Source organism: Chitinimonas lacunae (genome assembly GCF_042650885.1).
GTDB classification, from domain to species: domain Bacteria; phylum Pseudomonadota; class Gammaproteobacteria; order Burkholderiales; family Chitinimonadaceae; genus Chitinimonas_A; species Chitinimonas_A lacunae.
Genome location: NZ_JBHSBU010000001.1, coordinates 4,722,951 through 4,741,577 on the forward strand (window position 1 = coordinate 4,722,951; position 18,627 = coordinate 4,741,577).

19 protein-coding genes are annotated in these 18,627 nt (G+C 61.8%); 16 read left to right on the forward strand and 3 right to left on the reverse strand.

What is annotated here, in order from left to right; genetic code table 11:
- Nucleotides 1–2: 2 nt before the first annotated feature.
- The 3 genes from cheY to ACFOW7_RS20305 are packed head-to-tail and all read right to left on the reverse strand — an operon-like array spanning nucleotide 3 to nucleotide 2,363.
- On the reverse strand, nucleotides 3–392 hold the full coding sequence (gene cheY / locus ACFOW7_RS20295; RefSeq protein WP_378167893.1) for a chemotaxis response regulator CheY: 390 nt from the start codon (nucleotides 390–392) through the stop codon (nucleotides 3–5).
- A 48-nt stretch (nucleotides 393–440) separates the two neighbouring features.
- The gene (locus ACFOW7_RS20300; protein WP_378167895.1) at nucleotides 441–1,376 is read right to left on the reverse strand and encodes a chemotaxis protein; all 936 of its coding nucleotides are present in this window, start codon (nucleotides 1,374–1,376) and stop codon (nucleotides 441–443) included.
- 30 nt (nucleotides 1,377–1,406) lie between these two features.
- Nucleotides 1,407–2,363, reverse strand: coding sequence for a chemotaxis protein (locus tag ACFOW7_RS20305; RefSeq protein WP_378167897.1), 957 nt, complete (start codon nucleotides 2,361–2,363; stop codon nucleotides 1,407–1,409).
- A gap of 226 nt (nucleotides 2,364–2,589) precedes the next feature.
- Here ACFOW7_RS20305 and ACFOW7_RS20310 point away from each other — a divergent pair, with 226 nt between their 5' ends.
- From ACFOW7_RS20310 to fliN, 16 genes are all read left to right on the forward strand, one after another.
- Complete coding sequence (locus ACFOW7_RS20310) at nucleotides 2,590–3,753, forward strand: sensor histidine kinase (RefSeq protein WP_378167899.1); 1,164 nt, start codon at nucleotides 2,590–2,592, stop codon at nucleotides 3,751–3,753.
- A gap of 61 nt (nucleotides 3,754–3,814) precedes the next feature.
- On the forward strand, nucleotides 3,815–4,120 hold the full coding sequence (locus ACFOW7_RS20315) for an STAS domain-containing protein (protein WP_378167901.1): 306 nt from the start codon (nucleotides 3,815–3,817) through the stop codon (nucleotides 4,118–4,120).
- Between the two features lie 49 nt (nucleotides 4,121–4,169).
- Nucleotides 4,170–5,861, forward strand: coding sequence for an ATP-binding SpoIIE family protein phosphatase (locus ACFOW7_RS20320; protein ID WP_378167903.1), 1,692 nt, complete (start codon nucleotides 4,170–4,172; stop codon nucleotides 5,859–5,861).
- A gap of 205 nt (nucleotides 5,862–6,066) precedes the next feature.
- Entirely contained in the window at nucleotides 6,067–6,780 is a 714-nt protein-coding gene (locus ACFOW7_RS20325) for a chemotaxis protein CheB (RefSeq protein ID WP_378167905.1), read from the forward strand.
- Nucleotides 6,781–6,807: 27 nt separating this feature from the next.
- On the forward strand, nucleotides 6,808–8,160 hold the full coding sequence (locus ACFOW7_RS20330) for a sigma-54-dependent transcriptional regulator (RefSeq protein WP_378167907.1): 1,353 nt from the start codon (nucleotides 6,808–6,810) through the stop codon (nucleotides 8,158–8,160).
- A 111-nt stretch (nucleotides 8,161–8,271) separates the two neighbouring features.
- Nucleotides 8,272–8,592, forward strand: a complete 321-nt coding sequence (fliE, locus tag ACFOW7_RS20335; RefSeq protein WP_378167909.1) for a flagellar hook-basal body complex protein FliE — start codon at nucleotides 8,272–8,274, stop codon at nucleotides 8,590–8,592.
- A gap of 14 nt (nucleotides 8,593–8,606) precedes the next feature.
- Nucleotides 8,607–10,340: a flagellar basal-body MS-ring/collar protein FliF gene (gene fliF, locus ACFOW7_RS20340; RefSeq protein ID WP_378167911.1), complete on the forward strand. Its 1,734-nt coding sequence runs from the start codon at nucleotides 8,607–8,609 to the stop codon at nucleotides 10,338–10,340.
- A gap of 32 nt (nucleotides 10,341–10,372) precedes the next feature.
- Complete coding sequence (locus ACFOW7_RS20345; RefSeq protein ID WP_378167913.1) at nucleotides 10,373–10,510, forward strand: hypothetical protein; 138 nt, start codon at nucleotides 10,373–10,375, stop codon at nucleotides 10,508–10,510.
- Nucleotides 10,507–11,511, forward strand: coding sequence for a flagellar motor switch protein FliG (gene fliG, locus ACFOW7_RS20350; protein ID WP_378167915.1), 1,005 nt, complete (start codon nucleotides 10,507–10,509; stop codon nucleotides 11,509–11,511). Before ACFOW7_RS20345 ends, fliG begins: the two co-directional genes overlap by 4 nt.
- 369 nt (nucleotides 11,512–11,880) lie before the next feature.
- On the forward strand, nucleotides 11,881–12,966 hold the full coding sequence (gene fliH / locus ACFOW7_RS20355; RefSeq protein ID WP_378167917.1) for a flagellar assembly protein FliH: 1,086 nt from the start codon (nucleotides 11,881–11,883) through the stop codon (nucleotides 12,964–12,966).
- On the forward strand, nucleotides 12,963–14,360 hold the full coding sequence (gene fliI, locus ACFOW7_RS20360; protein ID WP_378167919.1) for a flagellar protein export ATPase FliI: 1,398 nt from the start codon (nucleotides 12,963–12,965) through the stop codon (nucleotides 14,358–14,360). Before fliH ends, fliI begins: the two co-directional genes overlap by 4 nt.
- Before the next feature lie 44 nt (nucleotides 14,361–14,404).
- Nucleotides 14,405–14,848, forward strand: a complete 444-nt coding sequence (gene fliJ / locus ACFOW7_RS20365; RefSeq protein ID WP_378167921.1) for a flagellar export protein FliJ — start codon at nucleotides 14,405–14,407, stop codon at nucleotides 14,846–14,848.
- Between the two features lie 164 nt (nucleotides 14,849–15,012).
- Nucleotides 15,013–16,332: a flagellar hook-length control protein FliK gene (locus ACFOW7_RS20370; protein WP_378167923.1), complete on the forward strand. Its 1,320-nt coding sequence runs from the start codon at nucleotides 15,013–15,015 to the stop codon at nucleotides 16,330–16,332.
- 179 nt (nucleotides 16,333–16,511) lie between these two features.
- The gene (locus ACFOW7_RS20375) at nucleotides 16,512–17,093 is read left to right on the forward strand and encodes a flagellar basal body-associated FliL family protein (protein ID WP_378167925.1); all 582 of its coding nucleotides are present in this window, start codon (nucleotides 16,512–16,514) and stop codon (nucleotides 17,091–17,093) included.
- A gap of 44 nt (nucleotides 17,094–17,137) precedes the next feature.
- Entirely contained in the window at nucleotides 17,138–18,154 is a 1,017-nt protein-coding gene (gene fliM, locus ACFOW7_RS20380; RefSeq protein ID WP_378167927.1) for a flagellar motor switch protein FliM, read from the forward strand.
- Nucleotides 18,147–18,590, forward strand: a complete 444-nt coding sequence (gene fliN, locus ACFOW7_RS20385; RefSeq protein ID WP_378167929.1) for a flagellar motor switch protein FliN — start codon at nucleotides 18,147–18,149, stop codon at nucleotides 18,588–18,590. Before fliM ends, fliN begins: the two co-directional genes overlap by 8 nt.
- Nucleotides 18,591–18,627: the final 37 nt, after the last annotated feature.

The following is an 18,627-nucleotide window of genomic DNA, read 5'->3' on the forward strand; positions in this document are numbered from 1 at the left end:
TCCTACTTGTTCAGGTTCTGGAAGATCTTGCCCAGTTTTTCGTCCAGGGTGGCGGCCGTGAAGGGCTTGACGATATAGCCGCTGGCGCCGCCCTGGGCCGCTTCGATGATGTTTTCCTTCTTGGCTTCGGCGGTGATCATCAGGACCGGTAGATGTTTGAGGGTGGGGTCGGCTCGAACCGCCTTGAGCAGCTCGATGCCGGTCATATTGGGCATATTCCAGTCGGTGACGACGAAATCAAATTGTGAAGACTTGAGCTTATGGAGGGCGACCTGGCCGTCTTCCGCTTCCTCGACGTTGCCGAAGCCGAGCTCCTTCAGCAGGTTGCGCACGATGCGGCGCATCGTGGAGAAGTCGTCCACGACCAGGAAACGCATGTTCTTGTCAGTCATAGGTTACTCCGGCTGGGTCTGCGTCCGGGCGCAGGCTAGTTAGCTTATTTAGTTATGCAGGAACGGGGTGATGGTTTCCGCCAGGATCACCGGATCGAACTTGGCGACATAGGCGTCTACCCCGACGCTGCTCCCCATCGCCCGGTTGGCATTGGACGACAGAGACGAGTGCATGACCACGGGTATGCCCTGGAAACGATGGTCGGACTTGATATGCTTGGTCAGGACATAGCCGTCCATCTCAGGCATTTCCGCATCGACCAGGATCAGCTTGAGATGATCCTTCAACTGTTCACCATCGTGCTGGTAGCGGCCGGCGATATTCTGCAGCTTGTCCCATGCTTCGGCGCCGTTGGTGGCCTGATGGTATTTCACACCGATCTTGTCGAGCACACCGACGATTTCCTTGCGGGCGACCATCGAGTCATCGACGAAGAACATGAAGTGATCCTGGTCGACATGGGCATTGGGGATTTCCGGTACGATCGCTTCGCCGATCACGCTTGACAGGATCTGTTCGACGTCGAGGATGGAGACCAGCTTGCCGTCTTCCAGTTCAGTGATGGCGGTGATCAGGCCCTGGCTGCCGGCCAGCATATTCTCCGGCGCCCGTACCTTGTTCCAGTCCACCCGTATGATGCGATCGACCGAATGTACCAGAAAGCCCTGGGTGTGCTTGGAAAACTCGGTGACGATCATGGTTTCTTCGGCCTCGGCGCTGTAGTCGTTGGGGCAGACGAACTTGGCAAGCGAGATGACCGGGATGATATTGCCGCGCAGCGAAATCACCCCTTCGACCCCGTGAGGCATATTGGGGGTGTTGGTGATCTTGGGGGTCTGTGATACCTCGCGCACCTTGAATACATTGATGCCGAAGGTTTCCCGCGAGCCAAGCGAGAACAGCAGGATTTCCATCTTGTTCGAGCCCGCGAGCTTGGTGCGGGCGTCGACATTTTCGAGCAAGGTGGTATTGGGGCTGGCCATTGGCGGTTCCTCGAAGCGGGACGTGGGCGATTAACTGTGAGCGTGACGCAGCATATGAACGACCGCTTCCGACAGCTTCTGCGGCTCGAACTTGGCGACATAGGCGTCAACGCCGACCGAGTGGCCCAGCTTCTGGTTCGACATACCGGACAGCGAGGAGTGCATCAGTACCGGAATGCCGGCGAAGCGGGGGTCGCTCTTGACCTGCTTGGTCAACATATAGCCGTCCATTTCGGGCATTTCCACATCGGTAAGCAGCAGATGCACCAGATCGCGCACGGGCTTGCCAACGGTTTCGGCATAGGCGGCGATCCGTTGCAGCTCTTCCCAGGCGCGTTTGCCGTTGATGGCATGCATATGGTTGATCTTCATCGAGTCAAGGGTGCGCTCGATCTGCTTGCGGGCGACCAGCGAGTCGTCGGCGAAGAACACGGTCTTGCCGACTAGGTCCGATTGTGGGGTGATGGCCCGGAAGGCGTGGGAGTCGTCAAGCTCGTTGGTCTCGGCCAGGACCTTCTCGACATCGAGCATCATCACCAGCTTGCCATTGTCGAGTTCGGTGACGGCGGTGACGAGGCCGCGCAGATTGTTGCTGAGCATTTCGGGTGGCACCCGCATCTGCGACCAGTCGAGCCGCAGGATGGTGTCGACCGCCTCGACCAGAAAACCCTGGGTTTGGCCGTTGTACTCGGAGACGATCATGATGTCGGGTCGGGTGTCGGTGCGGACGCCGACATAGCGGGCCAGGTCGATCACCGGAATCAGGTGGCCGCGCAGGCTGACCATCCCTTCGACGGCCGAGGGCATCTCGGGGGCCTGGGTGATCTCCGGGGTACGCATCACTTCGCGTACCTTGAACACATTGATGCCGAAGTTCTCGCGGCGTCCGGTACGCTGGTCGAGGCCCAGCGTGAAGAGAAGGATCTCGAGCTTGTTGGTGCCGGCGAGCTTGGTGCGCGCGTCGATGTTCTTCAAGAGATCGGACACAGTAGGGACTCCCGCGATTTACCTGGGTGAAAACGGCGCAAAAGGAAGATAACGGCGCCCCCTCGTATTGATACGAATTATAGCGGTGCCTCCATTGCACTGCTGATCGGCACCGCCATGCCAGGCTGCCTGCAAAACTGCGTCGAAGCGGGAGAAGGCGCCGTTTCGGGCGATTTTGCCTAGGGTTTTTATAATGCAAAATACCGGTCCCAACAAGGAAACGCCATTGAGCAACGTACCCGGGAAAATCGACCGCGCCGAGCTGGAGCAGGCCTTCTCACTGTTCACCGAAGCCTCGCGTCAATTGGTCGAGTCCTATCAGGAGCTTGAGCAGAAAGTCGGCTCCCTGACTCAGGAGCTGGCCGTCGCCAACGGCGCCCTGCGGCAGCAATACGAGGAGAAGGCGGCCCTGTCGAGCCGGTTGGAGACCTTGCTGGCGGCACTGCCGGGCGGGGTGGTCGAGCTCGATGGCGAAGGGCGGGTATCGACGGTCAACCCGGCCCTGCGCCAGATACTGGGCCGCGAAGTGCAGGGCTGTCTGTGGCAGGAGGAGGTCGCCCCCGAATTGGTACCGACCTCGGTGGTCAATGAATGGGAATACGCCCCGCCTGGCGAGGCCGCCGTGCGCCGGCTCAGTATCGTGGCCAGCGAACTGGCAAGCGGCGAGCGTATTCTGCTGATCCATGATCTGAGCGAGAGCTGGCGGCTGCGCCGCCAGCTCGAACAGCATAAGCGGCTGGCGGCCATGGGGGAGATGGCGGCGGGCCTGGCGCATCAGTTGCGCACACCGCTTGCAACCGCTCTGCTCTATACCGCGAATCTGACCAAGCCTGATCTGGGCGCAGCCGAACGCGCCAAGTTCGCCGACAAGTCGCTGGCCCGACTGCGTCACCTGGAAACCCTGGTGCAGAATATGTTGCGCTTCGTGCGCGGCCAGCAGGCCGAGATCGAGCTGGTCGATCTGTGCCTGGTGATCGAAGACGCCTTCAAAACCGTCCAACCCGAAGAGAGCGAGCGCCGACGCGACTGGCAACTGGCCCTGCCCGACGGCCCGGCCTGGGTCGAGGCCAATCATCGTGAATTGTCGGGTGCCTTGATCAATCTGCTCGAAAACGCCGTGCAGGCGACCGCAGAGCAAGGTAAAGTCGCGCTGCGCTTGTGCCGGGAGGGGCGTTGGTGGCAGATCGAGGTCACGGACGACGGCTGCGGCATGAGCGAGGCGGTCAAGGAAAGGCTGTTCGAACCTTTCTTTACCACCCGCAAGGAAGGAACCGGGCTGGGGCTTGCCATCGTGCGCAATCTGGTCGCTGCCTACGGCGGCGAAATCGATGTGCAGTCGGTGCAGGGCCAAGGCACCACCTTCACGATCTTGTTGCCAGCGTCGCGCTAGCTGCCTATCGTTGGCTCAGCGGGGGGCGCGGTCCTCCGGACACTCACAAGGTGCTACAAACATGACTGCAAGCGTACAAATCGATGGATCTACCGGTCGCCTGATGCTGTCGGGCCAGTTCGACTTCAGTGCGCACCGCGATTTCCGCCAGGCCTGCGACGAAGTGCTGGCGGCCGATCAGGTGAACGAGGTCCTGGTCGATTTTCAGCATGTGGATTATCTCGACAGCTCGGCACTCGGCATGCTGCTGCTGCTCAAGGAAAAAGCTGCCGCCGCTGGCAAGTCGCTGGCGCTGGTCAACTGCCGCGATACCGTGCGCCAAGTACTGGAGATCGCCTGTTTCGGCAAGATCTTCACCATACGCTGAACCGAGTATTCCGCTGTCTCTCCGTGCCCATGTCCGATGAAAAGCGCCGATGAAAATCCTGATCGCCGATGACGCCGAAGTCGTCCGTCTGCTGATCGGGCGTTTTGTCGAGACGCTCGGCCACCAGGTGTTGCTCGCGCGCGACGGTGTCGAGGCGCTGGAAGTCTTCCGCAGCCAGCGTCCCGACATGATCCTGATGGATATGCTGATGCCGCGCATGGACGGCCCCGAGGCCGCCCGGCTGGTCAAGGCGGAGGCCGGTGAACACTGGATTCCCGTGGTGCTGGTCACCGCTGTCGGCGAAGAGGACAAGCTCGCCGATGCCATCGAAATCGGTGCCGACGACTATCTGCTCAAGCCTGTCAACTACCGCATTCTCGAAGCCAAGATCACCGCGATCGAGCGCACCGTCGAGCTGAACCGCAAGGTGCGCGAGCAGTCGCTCAAGCTGGCCGAGTACTACGACCGGGCCGAGGACGAGAAGCGGGTCGCCCGCCATCTGCTCGAACAGATGGTCAACCGCGAACGACTGTCAGACCCGCAGCTCCACTACTGGATCTCACCGGCCGAGAGCCTGTCGGGCGACCTGATTGCCGCGGCGCGCACGCCCGGTCGGGTGCTCCATCTGATGCTGGCCGACGGCATCGGCCACGGTCTGACTGCCGCGCTCAATGTGCTGCCGCTGACCCAGCCGTTCTATGCCATGACCGAGCGTGGCTTCGAGCTGCCCGATATCCTGATCGAGATGTGCCGCAAGGTGCGCCAGGTGCTGCCGACCGGCCGTTTCGTGGCGCTGGCCTTTGTGGCGGTCGATTTCTCCGACCGCCGCATCGAGGTCTGGAACGGCGGTATTCCCGATCTGCGGCTGTTTGACCAGCAGGGCGAGCTGGTGAAGTCATGGCGCTCGCGCCATCTGCCGCTTGGCATCGTCTCGGCCGAAGACCTCGATCTGACCACCGAGCGCTCGGTATTCGACCGCCGCTGTAGCCTTGTGATGTGCTCAGACGGTCTGCTCGAAGCGCGCGGATCGAGCGGCGATGCCTTTGGCGAGGGCCGCCTGGCCGAAGCCTGTGCCGGTCGTCCGCCCGGCGAGGCGCTGGGCCGGGTCATCGATGCGCTGGCTGCATTTGTCGGCGACTCGGCCTGCCATGACGATGTCTCGCTCGCCATCGTCGATATCGACCCCCATCTGCCCGAACTGCCGCTGCCTGCCGGCAAAGTGGAGAGCGCACCGCTGCCCGATCTGGCCGGCGAAGCGCGCTGGCGCTATGCGCTGACGCTGGGCGCCGAGGAATTGCGCTATCTGCATACCGTGCCACTGCTGATGGCTTTCGTGTCGCAGATCAAGCCGCTTGGCAATGCCCAGGCCGATATCTTCCTGATCCTGACCGAATTGTTTGTCAACGCCCTCGACCATGGGGTGTTGCGGCTGTCCTCCTCGCTCAAATCCGAACCCGACGGCATGGAGCGCTACCTGCTCGAACGCGCCCGCCGCCTGGCCTCGTTGCAGCAGGGCCGGGTCGAGATCGAACTGCTCGGCTACGAAGTGGGTGGCCGGCCCATGTTGCGGGTACGGGTCAGCGACAGCGGCGAAGGCTTTGAATGGCGCACCCTGGCCCAGCCCAGCCCCACCCAGCCCAGCGGACGCGGGATCGCCATCGTGCGTGCGCTATGCGCCTCCCTACATTTCTTTGGCAACGGCAACTCGGTCGAGGCGTTCTATCTGCCGCGGGTGGATTAGCCTGTGTAGCGTAAGCAGTCGGGCTGGCTATGCAAAAAACTCATAGCTTTAAAATAAGAATACAAGATCCGAATTGGCGAATAATTAATAAGGTATGCAAAATTTGCATACCAATACTGGCCGCCTCGTGGCCGGTTGCCTGAGGCCTTCGCTGTATTGCCGGGGCTCTCCTAACCCAGCCTATTGGTCGAAGCGACAATCGCGCATGGACAATTCCGCCGACGATATCCGCAAACGGATCCGGGCCGCTGCGGCGCAGCAGGAACACCACGATATTCCGCCCAGCATGAATGCCGACGTGGTGCTGCCGAGCAACCCGCGCGCCGTGCCGCCCAATTCGGAGCGGCTGATCGTGGTCGGGGCGTCCACGGGCGGCACCGAAGCGCTCAAGATCTTTCTGACCCCGATGCCTGGGGTGATCCCGCCGATCCTGATCGCCCAGCATATGCCGGAGATGTTCACCAAATCGTTTGCCGCGCGGCTGGATTCGCTGTGCCGTATCCGGGTCAAGGAGGCCGAGGATGGCGAACCGGTGCTGCCGGGCTGCGCCTATATCGCGCCGGGCCATTCGCATCTATTGCTGACCTTGCAGGCCAATCGCTATATCTGTGAGCTGTCGCAGGCGCCCGCAGTGAATCGGCACCGGCCGTCGGTCGATGTGCTGTTTCGCTCGGCAGCCAATGCCGCCGGTCGCAATGCGATCGGGGTCATCCTGACCGGGATGGGCAAGGACGGGGCACAGGGCATGCTGGAGATGAAACGGGCCGGTTGCTACAACTTTGCCCAGGACGAGGCGAGCTGCGTGGTATTCGGCATGCCACGCGAGGCGATCGCCCTGGGCGCCGTGGACGAGGTCTGCCATCTGGGCGAGATGGCCCACCGGGTACTTGCCCATATCGCCAGCCCCAGGCGTAGCTGAGCGGCCGTATCAACCGGGGAGGAGCCTATGCCCGCCTTACCGATACTGATCGTCGAAGACGACAACGATTTGCGTGAAGCGCTGACCGATACGCTCGAACTGGGCGGCTACCAGGTATTGTCGGCGATCGATGGCGAGAGCGGACTGGCGGTGCTGGCTGAACATAAGGTCGGGCTGGTGCTGTCCGATGTGCAGATGCAGCCGATGGATGGCGAAACGCTGCTGCGGCGGATCAAGACCGATTATCCGCATGTGCCGGTGGTGCTGATGACCGCCTATGGCGTGGTTGAGCGCGCGGTGGCGGCGCTCCACGCCGGCGCGGCCCATTATCTGCCCAAGCCGTTCGAGCCTGACGATCTATTGGCCGAAGTCGCCAAATACATGCTGCCGGCCGTGGACGACGAGGCGGTGATCGCCGAAGACCCCGCCATGTTGCGCCTGCTCGATATTGCCCAGCGGGTGGCCCTGTCCGAGGCGGCCGTGATGATTACCGGCGAGAGCGGCACGGGTAAGGAAGTGCTGGCGCGCTATATCCACCGTCATTCCCATCGTGCGACCGGGCCTTTTGTGGCGATCAATTGCGCGGCGATTCCGGAACAGCTGCTCGAATCGACCCTGTTTGGCCACGAGAAGGGCGCATTTACCGGCGCGGCTACCCAGCATATCGGTAAATTCGAGCAGGCCCAGGGCGGTACGCTGCTGCTCGATGAAATCTCGGAAATGCCGCTCGAGCTGCAAGCCAAGCTGTTGCGGGTACTGCAAGAGCGTGAGGTCGAGCGGGTCGGCGGAAAAAAACCGATCGCGCTCGATATCCGGGTATTATCCACTTCGAACCGCGATATGCCGCTGGAAGTGAGTGCTGGGCGTTTTCGGGAAGATCTCTACTACCGGCTCAACGTATTTCCGCTGGCATTGCCGGCGCTGCGGGAGCGACCCGATGACATTCTGCCTTTGGCACGCGCCATGCTAGCTCGACACGCATCGGCCGCTCACCGGCGGGTGCCGGTGATTTCCGCCACAGCGGCCGAACAGTTGGTGGCCCATGGTTGGGAAGGTAATATCCGCGAGCTGGAGAACGTTATCCAGCGCGCACTGATCCTGGCGCCCGGTGATGAGATCAGCGCCGAACATCTATTCCTGCCTTTGCCTAAGCGGCAGGAATTGCCGCCCAAGGCGGCAAAAGTTGCCGAACCGCCGCCAGCCGAGCCGCGCGGCGCGCTGCCAACCGATATCAAATCTCTGGAGCGCCAGCATATCCTCGATACGCTGGCCTCGGTCGGTGGGGTGCGTAAAATGGCAGCGGAGAAATTAGGCATGAGCGAGCGCACTTTGCGCTATAAATTACAGCAGTACCGGGAAGAAGGGTGGCAGGTCGACTGAAGCCGACAAGGCGGCAGTTCCAGGGTGGTCATACAGCCCCGCTTGGCGCAGCGATTGCTTGCTAGCGACAAACCGAGCCACATACAATTTCCAGTAGTTCCGAGGTGCATCATGAGTGTGCAGGGCATCGATCAACTTCTGGGCGAACTCAAGGCGATGTCGTCGCTGGCGGCAGGTCAGCCGGCGCAAGTCGAGAACGTCCCGCAGGGAGCAGACTTCGCGTCGGTGCTCAAGGACTCGCTTGACCAAGTCAATCAGATGCAATTGGACTCCCAGGCCAAGCAACAGGCGTTCGAAGCCGGGGCGCCCGAAGCCAACCTGCAAGACGTGATGGTCTCGTTGCAGAAGGCGAGCCTGTCGTTCCAGACCATGGTGCAGGTTCGTAACAAGCTGGTGTCTGCCTACCAGGAAGTTATGAACATGCAGGTGTGATATACGCCTGATTTATGGATGACGCGGTCGTAGCGGTCGACAATCGAGACGCGCAGCCCGGAAGCGCTGCCAATCTTTTCCAACGCTTCAATCAGCTCCCCAATACCCGCAAGATTCTAATCATCGTCGCCGTCGCTGCCCTGGTAGCGGCGGCGATCGGTGTTTACCTTTGGACCCGCGACCCCGGCTACAAGGTCCTGTTCTCCAATGTGTCCGACCGCGACGGCGGTCAGATCGTCCAATCGCTGCAACAAATGAATATCCCCTATCGGCTCGATGCCGGCGGGGTGATTTCGGTGCCGGCCGACCAGGTCTACGACGTCCGGCTGCGGCTAGCTTCGCAGGGATTGCCCAAAGGCGGCTCGGTAGGGTTCGAGCTGCTCGACAACCAGAAATTCGGCATCAGCCAGTTCGGCGAACAGGTCAATTACCAACGTGCCATTGAAGGCGAACTGGCCCGTTCGGTCGAGTCGCTGTCGGCGGTACAGACGGCCCGGGTGCATCTGGCCATCCCTAAACAGACCGTCTTTCTGCGCGACCAGCAAAAACCCACCGCCTCGGTGCTGCTGACCCTGTTCCCAGGCCGGGCCCTCGATAGCACCCAGGTAGCCGGCATCGTCCATCTGGTTTCGTCGAGTGTTCCCGATCTGCCGGTCAAGAATGTCACGGTCGTCGACCAGAACGGCACCTTGCTGTCGGCCATTCCTGAGCTTGGCGGCGCCGGGCCCGGCAACACCATGCTCAACCAGCGTCAGCTCGCCTATGTGCATCAGATCGAGCAGATGTTGTCCGAGCGTATCCAGAAGATTCTCGAACCCATCGTCGGCGTCGACAACGTCAAAGCCGAGACCACGGCTCAGGTCGATTTCGCCGAGGTGGAACAGACCTCAGAGAGCTTCAAGCCCAATTCCCCCCCCAATGCCTCGGCGATCCGCAGCGAGCAGACGGCCGAAGGCATCGGGACCACCGGGCCGCAGCCGTCCGGCGTCCCTGGTGCCCTGTCCAACCAGCCACCGGGCGCGGCCACGGCACCCATCACCCTGCCCAATCCGCCCGGCGTGGCCGTCAATACCGGCCAGGGCCAGACCAGTCATAAAGAATCGACCCGCAACTACGAGGTCGATAAGACGATCCAACACGTCAAGAACCCCGTCGGTACGGTCAAGCGGCTGTCGGTGGCGGTGGTGGTCAACTATAAGCGGGTCACCCAGAAGGATGGCGGCATCAAGTCAGTGCCGCTGACCCAGGCCGAAATGAACCAGATCTCCAATCTGGTGCGCGAGGCGATGGGTTACAACAAGGACCGCGGCGACACCCTCAATGTGGTCAACGCCGCCTTTGCCGACCGTGTGCTCGAGGTCGAAGGCAAGTCCTTTATCGAGAAGCTGACCGAATACCTGATCGCCCATACGGCCGATATCGTCAAGGTGATCCTGATCGCCCTGGTGCTGGCCTATCTGCTGTTTGGCGTGGTGCGGCCGATCCTGCGCGATGTGATCCGGCCCAAGCAGGAACAGCGTGCCGCGCTGGCCGGCGAAGAGGGGGCTGTCGCGCTGACTGCCGAGGAATTGGCGCAGTCCGAAGTCGAGGCCGAGGCGGTGGCCGAGGCCGAAGCCACCGCCCAGCTCGCCGCCTTCTCCGAGCTGATGCAGCGCGCCAAGGATATGGCCAAGGAAGACCCGCGGATGGTCGCGACGATCATCCGCGAGTGGCTCAATACCGATCCGGGCGACAAGAAAGCCTCCTAGTCGTCTCGCCCACCCTGTAGGACTCCGCCGTGATGAGCGCTCAGACCGACGACAAACTGCAAACCCTGCGCCGCCAGGCCGCCGAGATCGCCCGCCGTGATCCGCCGGGCAGCGCCGGCGTGCTGCGCGGCTGGATGGCGGCCAAGCCCAAACCCGGAGCCGGCAAATGAGCACCAATAACGAAGACGCCATCCGCCGCAGCGCCATCTTGCTGATGAGCCTGGGCGAAGATGCGGCGGTCGAGGTATTCAAATACCTCGGTCCCAAGGAAGTACAGAAGATCGGTATGGCGATGGCCAATATGGACAACGTCACCCGCGAACAGGTCGAGGAAGTGCTGGCCGACTTTATCGCCTCGACCCAGAACCGTGCCAACTTCGGCGCCGCCGACGAATATATCCGTTCGGTGCTGACCAAGGCGCTTGGTTCGGACAAGGCCGCCAACCTGCTCGACCGCATCTTGCAAGGCGGCGACAACACCGGTATCGAAGCGCTCAAGTGGATGGATTCCACCGCTGTCGCCGAACTGATCAAGAACGAGCACCCGCAGATCATCGCCACCATCCTGGTTCACCTCGAACCCGACCAGTGCTCGGAAATCCTCAACCAATTCGTCGAGCGGCTGCGCAACGATGTGCTGCTGCGTATCGCCACGCTCGAAGGGGTGCAGCCGGCGGCCTTGCGCGAACTCAACGAGGTGCTGACCCAACTGCTGTCCGGCTCCGACCGGATCAAGAAATCGGCGCTGGGTGGCGAAGCAATGGCGGCCGAAATCCTCAACTTCATGGGCGGCGTGATCGAGACCTCGGCCCTCAATTCGATCCGCGAATACGACCCGGAACTGGCCCAGCGCATCCAGGACAAGATGTTCACCTTCGAAAACCTGGTCGATGTGGACGACCGTGGCATCCAGTTGCTGTTGCGCGAGATTTCGTCCGATTCGCTGATCATCGCCATGAAGGGCACCAGCGAAATGCTGCGCAACAAGATCTTCCGCAATATGTCTTCCCGGGCGGCCGAGATGCTGCGCGACGACTTCGAAGCCAAGGGTGCGGTCAAGGTGTCCGAGGTCGAGACCGAACAGCGCGAAATCCTCAAGATCGTGCGCCGGCTGTCTGATGAAGGTCAGTTGGCCATCAATAAGGGGGGTACGGAAGGCTTTGTGGAGTAAGCCGGTACGGAGGCTTGAAAGTAGAATTTTTGTTTAAACCCCGCACTGGATTTAGCAAACATTTTGCAGAATATATTTATTTGTCTGGTTGTGCCTGATCCGTTCCGTTCGGTCGCCGCTATGTCCGGACGCTCGCAGGCTTCACCGACACCTTGGTGATATGAAAATATCCGGAATGCCCGCATCAAACCGGACTAAGCCCAGGAATCAAAACAGAAAAATAAAACCCCGCTGACTGGCTGAATATCCCAGCTTGGCCCGGCGCGTCTTTCGACCTATAACCTGTTGCGAAGGACCGCGACGATGCGCTGCTCGGGTGAGGATGCCGGCCGCTGCCTCGGACGCTGTGCCAGGTGCGCGGAAACGGCCATGTTTGTCCATCCGCAGTGCGATCAGCGAGGGACGACGATGAAAGCCTGGGGCAACAAGAACATCATCCGCCGCGAAGAGCTGGGGGAAGTCGAAACCTGGCGCATGCACCACTTCCATGGCCCTTCGGTGCAGCGGCCGACTGCACCGTCGCTGGCTCCCACACCCGCTGCACCCACCCCGGCCGTGGCTTCGCCACCGCCGCCCGCCGTTCCTAGCCGGGCAGAACTCGAAGCCGAACTCCATAAATTACGCGAAGCCGCCCAGACCGAAGGCTATGCCGCCGGCCACGCCGAAGGACTTGCAGCCGGTACGGCCGCCGGGATGGCCGCCGGCCGTGAAGCCGGTCATCTGGAAGGGCGCGATGCCGGCCTCAACGAAGGCTATCAGGCCGGTCTGCAACAAGGCCGTAACGATGCGGCCAACGAGGTCGAACGCTTCCGTGGCGTGATCGCCAGCCTTGAGCAGGCCGTCGCTGACTATGAGGCCAGGCTGGCCCAGCCCATTCTCGATCTGGCTCTGCTGATCGCCCGGCAGGTCCTGGGTACCACCTTGATCGTCGATCCGTCCCGGATGCTTGCCGCCGTGCGCGAAGCCCTGGCGCTGCAACCCGAATTGCAGGGGCCGCTGCGGCTGGTGGTCAATCCCGATGACGCCGAGGTCGTGGCCCAACTGCGTGCCGAACCGGAACTGACCCAGCTGCGGATCGCGACCGATCCCAACATGACCCGCGGCGGCTGCCGCCTGGAAACCGCCCAGGTCGACTTCGACCTGAGCCTGGAAGCCCGCTGGCGCCGCATCCTCGCGGCACTGGGCCGGCAAGACCCCTTGCGTCTGCCGCTGCCGGCTGACGATGTGCTGGCTCCGGCCGCACCCCTGGCCGATCATCCCACCGACTCCGACTCCGACTCCGACTCCGACTCCGACTCCGACTCCGACTCCGACTCCGACTCCGACTCCGACGCAGGAGAGGGAGATAGAAGTGGAGAGGGAAATGCAGCTAGAACAGAAGGTGAGGCCGAAGCGCAGCCGCTTTCACCCGACACTGCCACTGAAGACTCAACCAGACAGGAGCTTTTGCCATGACTGCCCTGGAACGCTGGCTCGACTATATCGACGGGTGCGCCCAGGCAGCCGAAGTCGCCCGGCCCTGGGTGCCGCAGGGCCGGCTGACCCGGGTAGCGGGCCTGGTGCTCGAAGCGGTCGGTCTCAAATTGCCGGTCGGGGCGTCTTGCCAGGTCGTCCTGCCGGCGGGTCACCGGGTCGAGGCCGAAGTGGTGGGCTTTAATGGCGACCGCTTGTTCTTGATGCCGGTGTCCGAGGTCTATGGCCTGGAGCCTGGTGCCTGGGTCGTGCCTTATGAGGAAAGCGACCCGGACACGCCCCGCTTTGCCACCGAGCGCTCACCGCGCCGGCGTGCCACCGACCACGGCCGCCAGGTCGCGGTCGGCCCGAAGCTGCTGGGTCGTGTGCTCGACGGTTTGGGACGTCCGCTCGATTCGCAGGGACCGGTCTTGTTCGATACCCATGTGCCGCTGTTCTCGCGTCCGTTCAATCCGCTCAACCGGGTGCCGGTCCACGATGTGCTCGATGTGGGGGTCAGGGCGATCAATGCCTTGCTGACGGTGGGACGGGGGCAACGGCTGGGCCTGTTTGCCGGCTCCGGCGTCGGCAAGAGCGTGCTGCTGGGAATGATGGCCCGCTACACCACCGCGGAAGTCGTGGTGGTGGGCCTGATCGGCGAGCGTGGGCGTGAGGTGAAGGATTTTATCGAGAATATCCTCGGCGAAGCGGGCCGGCGCCGCTCGGTCGTGATCGCTGCGCCTGCCGATACCCCGCCGCTATTGCGGCTCCATGGCGCTGCCTATGCCACGGCTGTGGCCGAATATTTCCGCGACCAGGGCGCCGATGTGCTGCTGATCATGGATTCACTGACCCGCTACGCCATGGCCCAGCGCGAGATCGCCCTGGCCGTGGGCGAGCCACCGGCGACCAAGGGCTATCCGCCCTCGGTGTTTGCCAAACTGCCGCAACTGGTCGAGCGGGCCGGTAACGGCCGCGAAGGCAGTGGCTCGATCACGGCTTTCTATACGGTGCTGTCGGAAGGCGACGATCAACAGGACCCGATCGCCGACAACGCCCGGGCCATTCTCGATGGCCATATCGTGCTGTCGCGGGCACTGGCCGATTCGGGCCACTATCCGGCCATCGATATCGAACAGTCGATCAGCCGGGTGATGACCGATATCGTCACGCCCAAGGAATACGAGTCAGTGCGCCGCTTCAAGCAACTTTACTCGCGCTATCAACGCAGCCGCGATCTGATCAATGTCGGCGCCTATGTCCGCGGCTCCGACCCGATGCTCGACGAGGCCATCCAGCGGATGCCAGCCTTCGAGGGCTTTTTGCAGCAGGGCATCCAGGAACGGGAATCCTATCAAGGCGCTAGAATGAAACTGGCCGCCTTGTTCGGCGGCTAGGCTGCTGAGCTGCCGTTCCGACCGTCGCCGAGGAGTCCCGCCCTATGGCCCGCCGCTTCCAGTTCGATTTCCTGCTGAAACTTGCCGCCGACCGGCGCGAAACTGCCGCCCGCCATATGCAGGAAGCCGCCCAGCGACTGGCCGGCGCGCGCGAGCGGCAGCAACAGATCGATGGCTTTCGCGAGGAATACCGGCGCCGTTTCACCGACTCGGGCCAGCGCGGCATCAATATGACCCAGTATCGGGATTTCCAGCTGTTCCTGGCCAAGCTCGACACGGCGGTCGAGCAGCAGAGCGAAGAAGTGGCCCGCTGCGAGGCCAGGATGGAACAGGCGCGCCAGGCTTTTCTCGAGCAGGAGCGTTCGGTGAAGGCGTTCGAGGCGCTCGAGACGCGCCATCAGCATCAGGAAGTGATGCGCGAAGCCAAGCGCGAACAGAAGTTGTCGGACGAGTGGGCTTCGAAAAGTAAAGAAACGCAAAATAAATAATTTATGCAAATTATTTGCAAGAATATATGCTGATAAAGAAAATAAACTAATAAATCTGGTTTTCGTGGCAAAAGAAATGGCTTTATCGGGCCGACCACGCTGAAGACTGGCACTGTCCTTGCTGTCATTCGGCCCGTAACCCGACTGTTTGCGAGGACAGGACCATGCCGGCCGCCGCCACTTCGACTCAAATGCTGCTGAATCTGACCGCCAATGTCGCCCAAGCCCGGGGACGCGGCGGTAACGAAGCCGGTAGTGATTTCTCTGCCACCTTCCAGCAACAGATCAACGCCCGCCAGAACGAACGCCTGACCCAAGTCGAACCCACCCGTCCGCGCGCCGAGCAGCCGCAGCGCGAGACGCAGGTATCCCGCCCCGACAATGGCCGTCCCGCCACGGAAAACCGGCCGCGTGAGGCGGAACCGTCCGAAAGCCCGGACAATATCGCCCCGCCCGGTGGCGAAAAATCCCCATCCAATTCCCAGGAAACCGACACGGCAGCGGTCGACAGGACTGCGCCTGCCGAGCGCGAAAGCGAAACGGTCGATGCTGCCGCCACGGCCGCTGCCACCGATTCGATGGCTCAGCAGCTGAGCCAGGCCAATGCCGCGCTGCTGCTGCAACTGCAAAATTTCGTTGCCGTACGACCCGATGTCGCTGCTGCTGCCAGCAGCCAGGGGGAGGCAGCCCAGAGCGGCAGCCCGGTGGCCCAGCTCGCCAATGTGCTGAACGCTCTGCAACAGATCCATGACCAGAGCCAGGCAGCGAATGCTCCGCTTGACGTGGCTGCCAAACCGCTGCCGCGTAATGAGCTGATTTCCTTCAAGACCGAATCCTTGAGCGAAGCACTACAGTTTGCCGCCGACCGGCAAGCCTTGCCGGCAGATGCGGAAGCCAGCGTCGCGCCCACCATCGACTTTGCCGAACTGCTGCAACGCCGTCTGCCGCAGGCGGAGCAGGGCGCCGTGGCACGGCCCGAGTTTGCCCTGACCGGCATGACCAGCCGACCGGGTGAACCGGCCCGCCAGGTCGAGGCTACACGGCCGCAGACCAGCCTGTATCAGCCGGTCGGCAGTGAAGGCTGGGACCGCGCCCTGGGGCAGAAGGTGGTGATGATGGTCGATAACAACCATCAGGAAGTCGATATGCAGCTCAATCCGCCCAATCTGGGGCCACTGGAGGTCAAGCTCAGTCTGGACCGCAATGAAGCGACTCTGACCTTTGTCGCGGCCCACCAGCCGGTACGCGAAGCCTTGCAAGCCTCTTTGCCGCGCTTGAATGAAATGCTGGCGGAAAGTGGCATCCAACTTGGCAACGTCAATATCGAACTGGGCGGACGACAGACTGAACAGGAGCGGGAAGGGGGGCAGCGCCAGGGCGGCCGGGGGAATAACGGTCGCGAGGACGAGAGCCTGAGCACCGCCCCACCGGTATCGCGCCGGCTGGCGATGGTAGGGCCGGGCAACGTCAACCTGTTTGTCTGACCGCGCTGGAATCGGCGCCAATACTGGTTTTCAGCCTTGTTACCGACGATGCTTTGCTTTATAACCCGAGTGATGACCGTACCGGCCGGATGGCAATGGCGCGAGGGTTTCCCGCTGGACGGTTCCGTTATCCTGCCCAAGCGGGATACTGAACGAGGGATCAGGCAAAAGGACCGACTATGGCTGAAGCAAAGAAGGCACCGGCACCTGCCGAGAGCGCCGAGGCGCCAAAACCGAAGCGCAATATCGTCCTGTATGTGGTGATCGGCTTGCTGGTGCTGATCGTGGTCGGGATGACGGCGGTGGCGGGTTATCTGTTCTTCGCCCTGTCGGCCACCCAGACCTATTCCGAGCCGGTCGCCAGCGAAGCGGGCACCGAGGAGGGCCATGAAGGCGACAAGGCCAGCGAGAAGAAGAAAAAGAAGAAAAAGGACAAGGCCAACCCCGAAGCCCCTCCGGTGTTCGTCAAGCTCGACACCTATACGGTGAACCTGCAAGGCGGCGGTTCGGTGCTACAGACCGAGATTCACGTCCAGGTGATCGACGAGAAACAGAAAGAGCTGATCACCGGTTATCTGCCGCGCATCAGCAGCCAGGTCAATCTGCTGCTGAGCTCGAAAAAGGCCGAGGACGTTGCCACCTTGGAAGCCAAGGTCAAATTGATGGACGAGATCAAGAACGCCATCAATCGGGTACTCGGGGCCAGGGACGAGGAGGACGGAGTGATGAGCGTGGAATTCAAGACCTTTATCGTCCAGTAGCGCTGGACGGGCGCCCGACGGGCGCCGTTTGACCGGAGCGGGCCATGGCCGACGATATCCTTTCCCAGGAAGAAGTAGACGCGCTGCTGCGCGGCGTGACCGGCGAGGAGGAGGAATCCGACGAAGGCCTCGATAACTCGGCGGTCCGGCCCTACGACATCGGTCGCCAGGAGCGTATCGTCCGCGGCCGGATGCCGACGCTCGAGGTGATCAACGAGCGCTTTGCCCGCAATCTGCGTATCGGCCTGTTCAACTTCATGCGCCGCTCGGCCGAGATCTCGGTCGGTCCGGTTCGGGTGCAGAAGTACAGCGAATTCATCCGCAATCTGGTGGTGCCCACCAACCTTAACCTGATCCATATGAAGCCGCTGCGCGGTACCGGGCTGTTTATTTTCGACCCCGACCTGGTGTTTCTGGTGGTCGATAATATGTTCGGCTCCGACGGCCGCTACCATGTGCGGGTGGAAGGCCGCGACTTCACCCCGACCGAGCAGCGCATCATCCAGCGCCTGCTCGAAGTGGTGATGGAGGAATACCGCAAGGCGTGGGAGCCGGTGTTCAAGACCGAGTTCAACTACGTCCGCTCCGAAATGAATACCCAGTTCGCCAATATCGCCACCCCGACCGAGGTGGTGGTGGCGTTTACCTTCAAGATCGAACTGGGTTCAGGCGGCGGCGACTTCCATGTCTGCTTTCCCTATTCAATGATCGAACCGCTGCGTGACCTGCTGTACAGCTCGATGCAGGCCGACCGGATGGAAGCCGATAACCGCTGGCTCAAACTGCTGTCGCGCCAGGTACAGACCGCCGATGTCGAGCTGATCGCCGCGCTTGGTACTGCCGAGATTACCCTTGGTGAAATCCTTGAACTCAAGGTGGGCGATGTGATCGGGATCGAGATCCCCGAGACCATCGTGGCCGAGGTGGATGGGGTGCCGTTGCTCGAAGGGCACTATGGTATTCTGCGCGGGCAATATGCGCTCAAAGTTGAGCGAGTGCTCACCACTCCGGAACATCTGGCGATAGACGACGAGCCTCTCCAGGAAAACCAAGATGAGTAACGACAACGAAGAGCAGGCGCTCGACGATTGGGCGGCCGCGCTGGCTGAACAACAGGCCGCCGACGAGAGCGCTGCCCAGGCCGCAGCCGCTGCCACGTCGATGGCGGGCCCCAATATTGCCGCCGCAGACATCTTCCAGCGTTTCGATACCCCAAGCGATCGTCCCGCCTCGCCGACCAGTATCGATATGATCATGGATATCCCGGTGACGCTCACCGTCGAGCTGGGACGCACCAAGATCGCCATCCGCAGCCTGCTGCAACTGGCTCAGGGTTCGGTGGTGGAACTCGATGGGCTGGCCGGCGAGCCGATGGATGTACTGGTCAACGGCTGCCTGATCGCCCAGGGCGAAGTGGTGGTGGTCAACGACAAATTCGGTATCCGGCTCACCGATATCATCACGCCGGCCGAGCGTATCCGCCGGCTCCATAAATAACTTTCCGCGCGCCTAGCTTATCCCTGCCATGAGATGC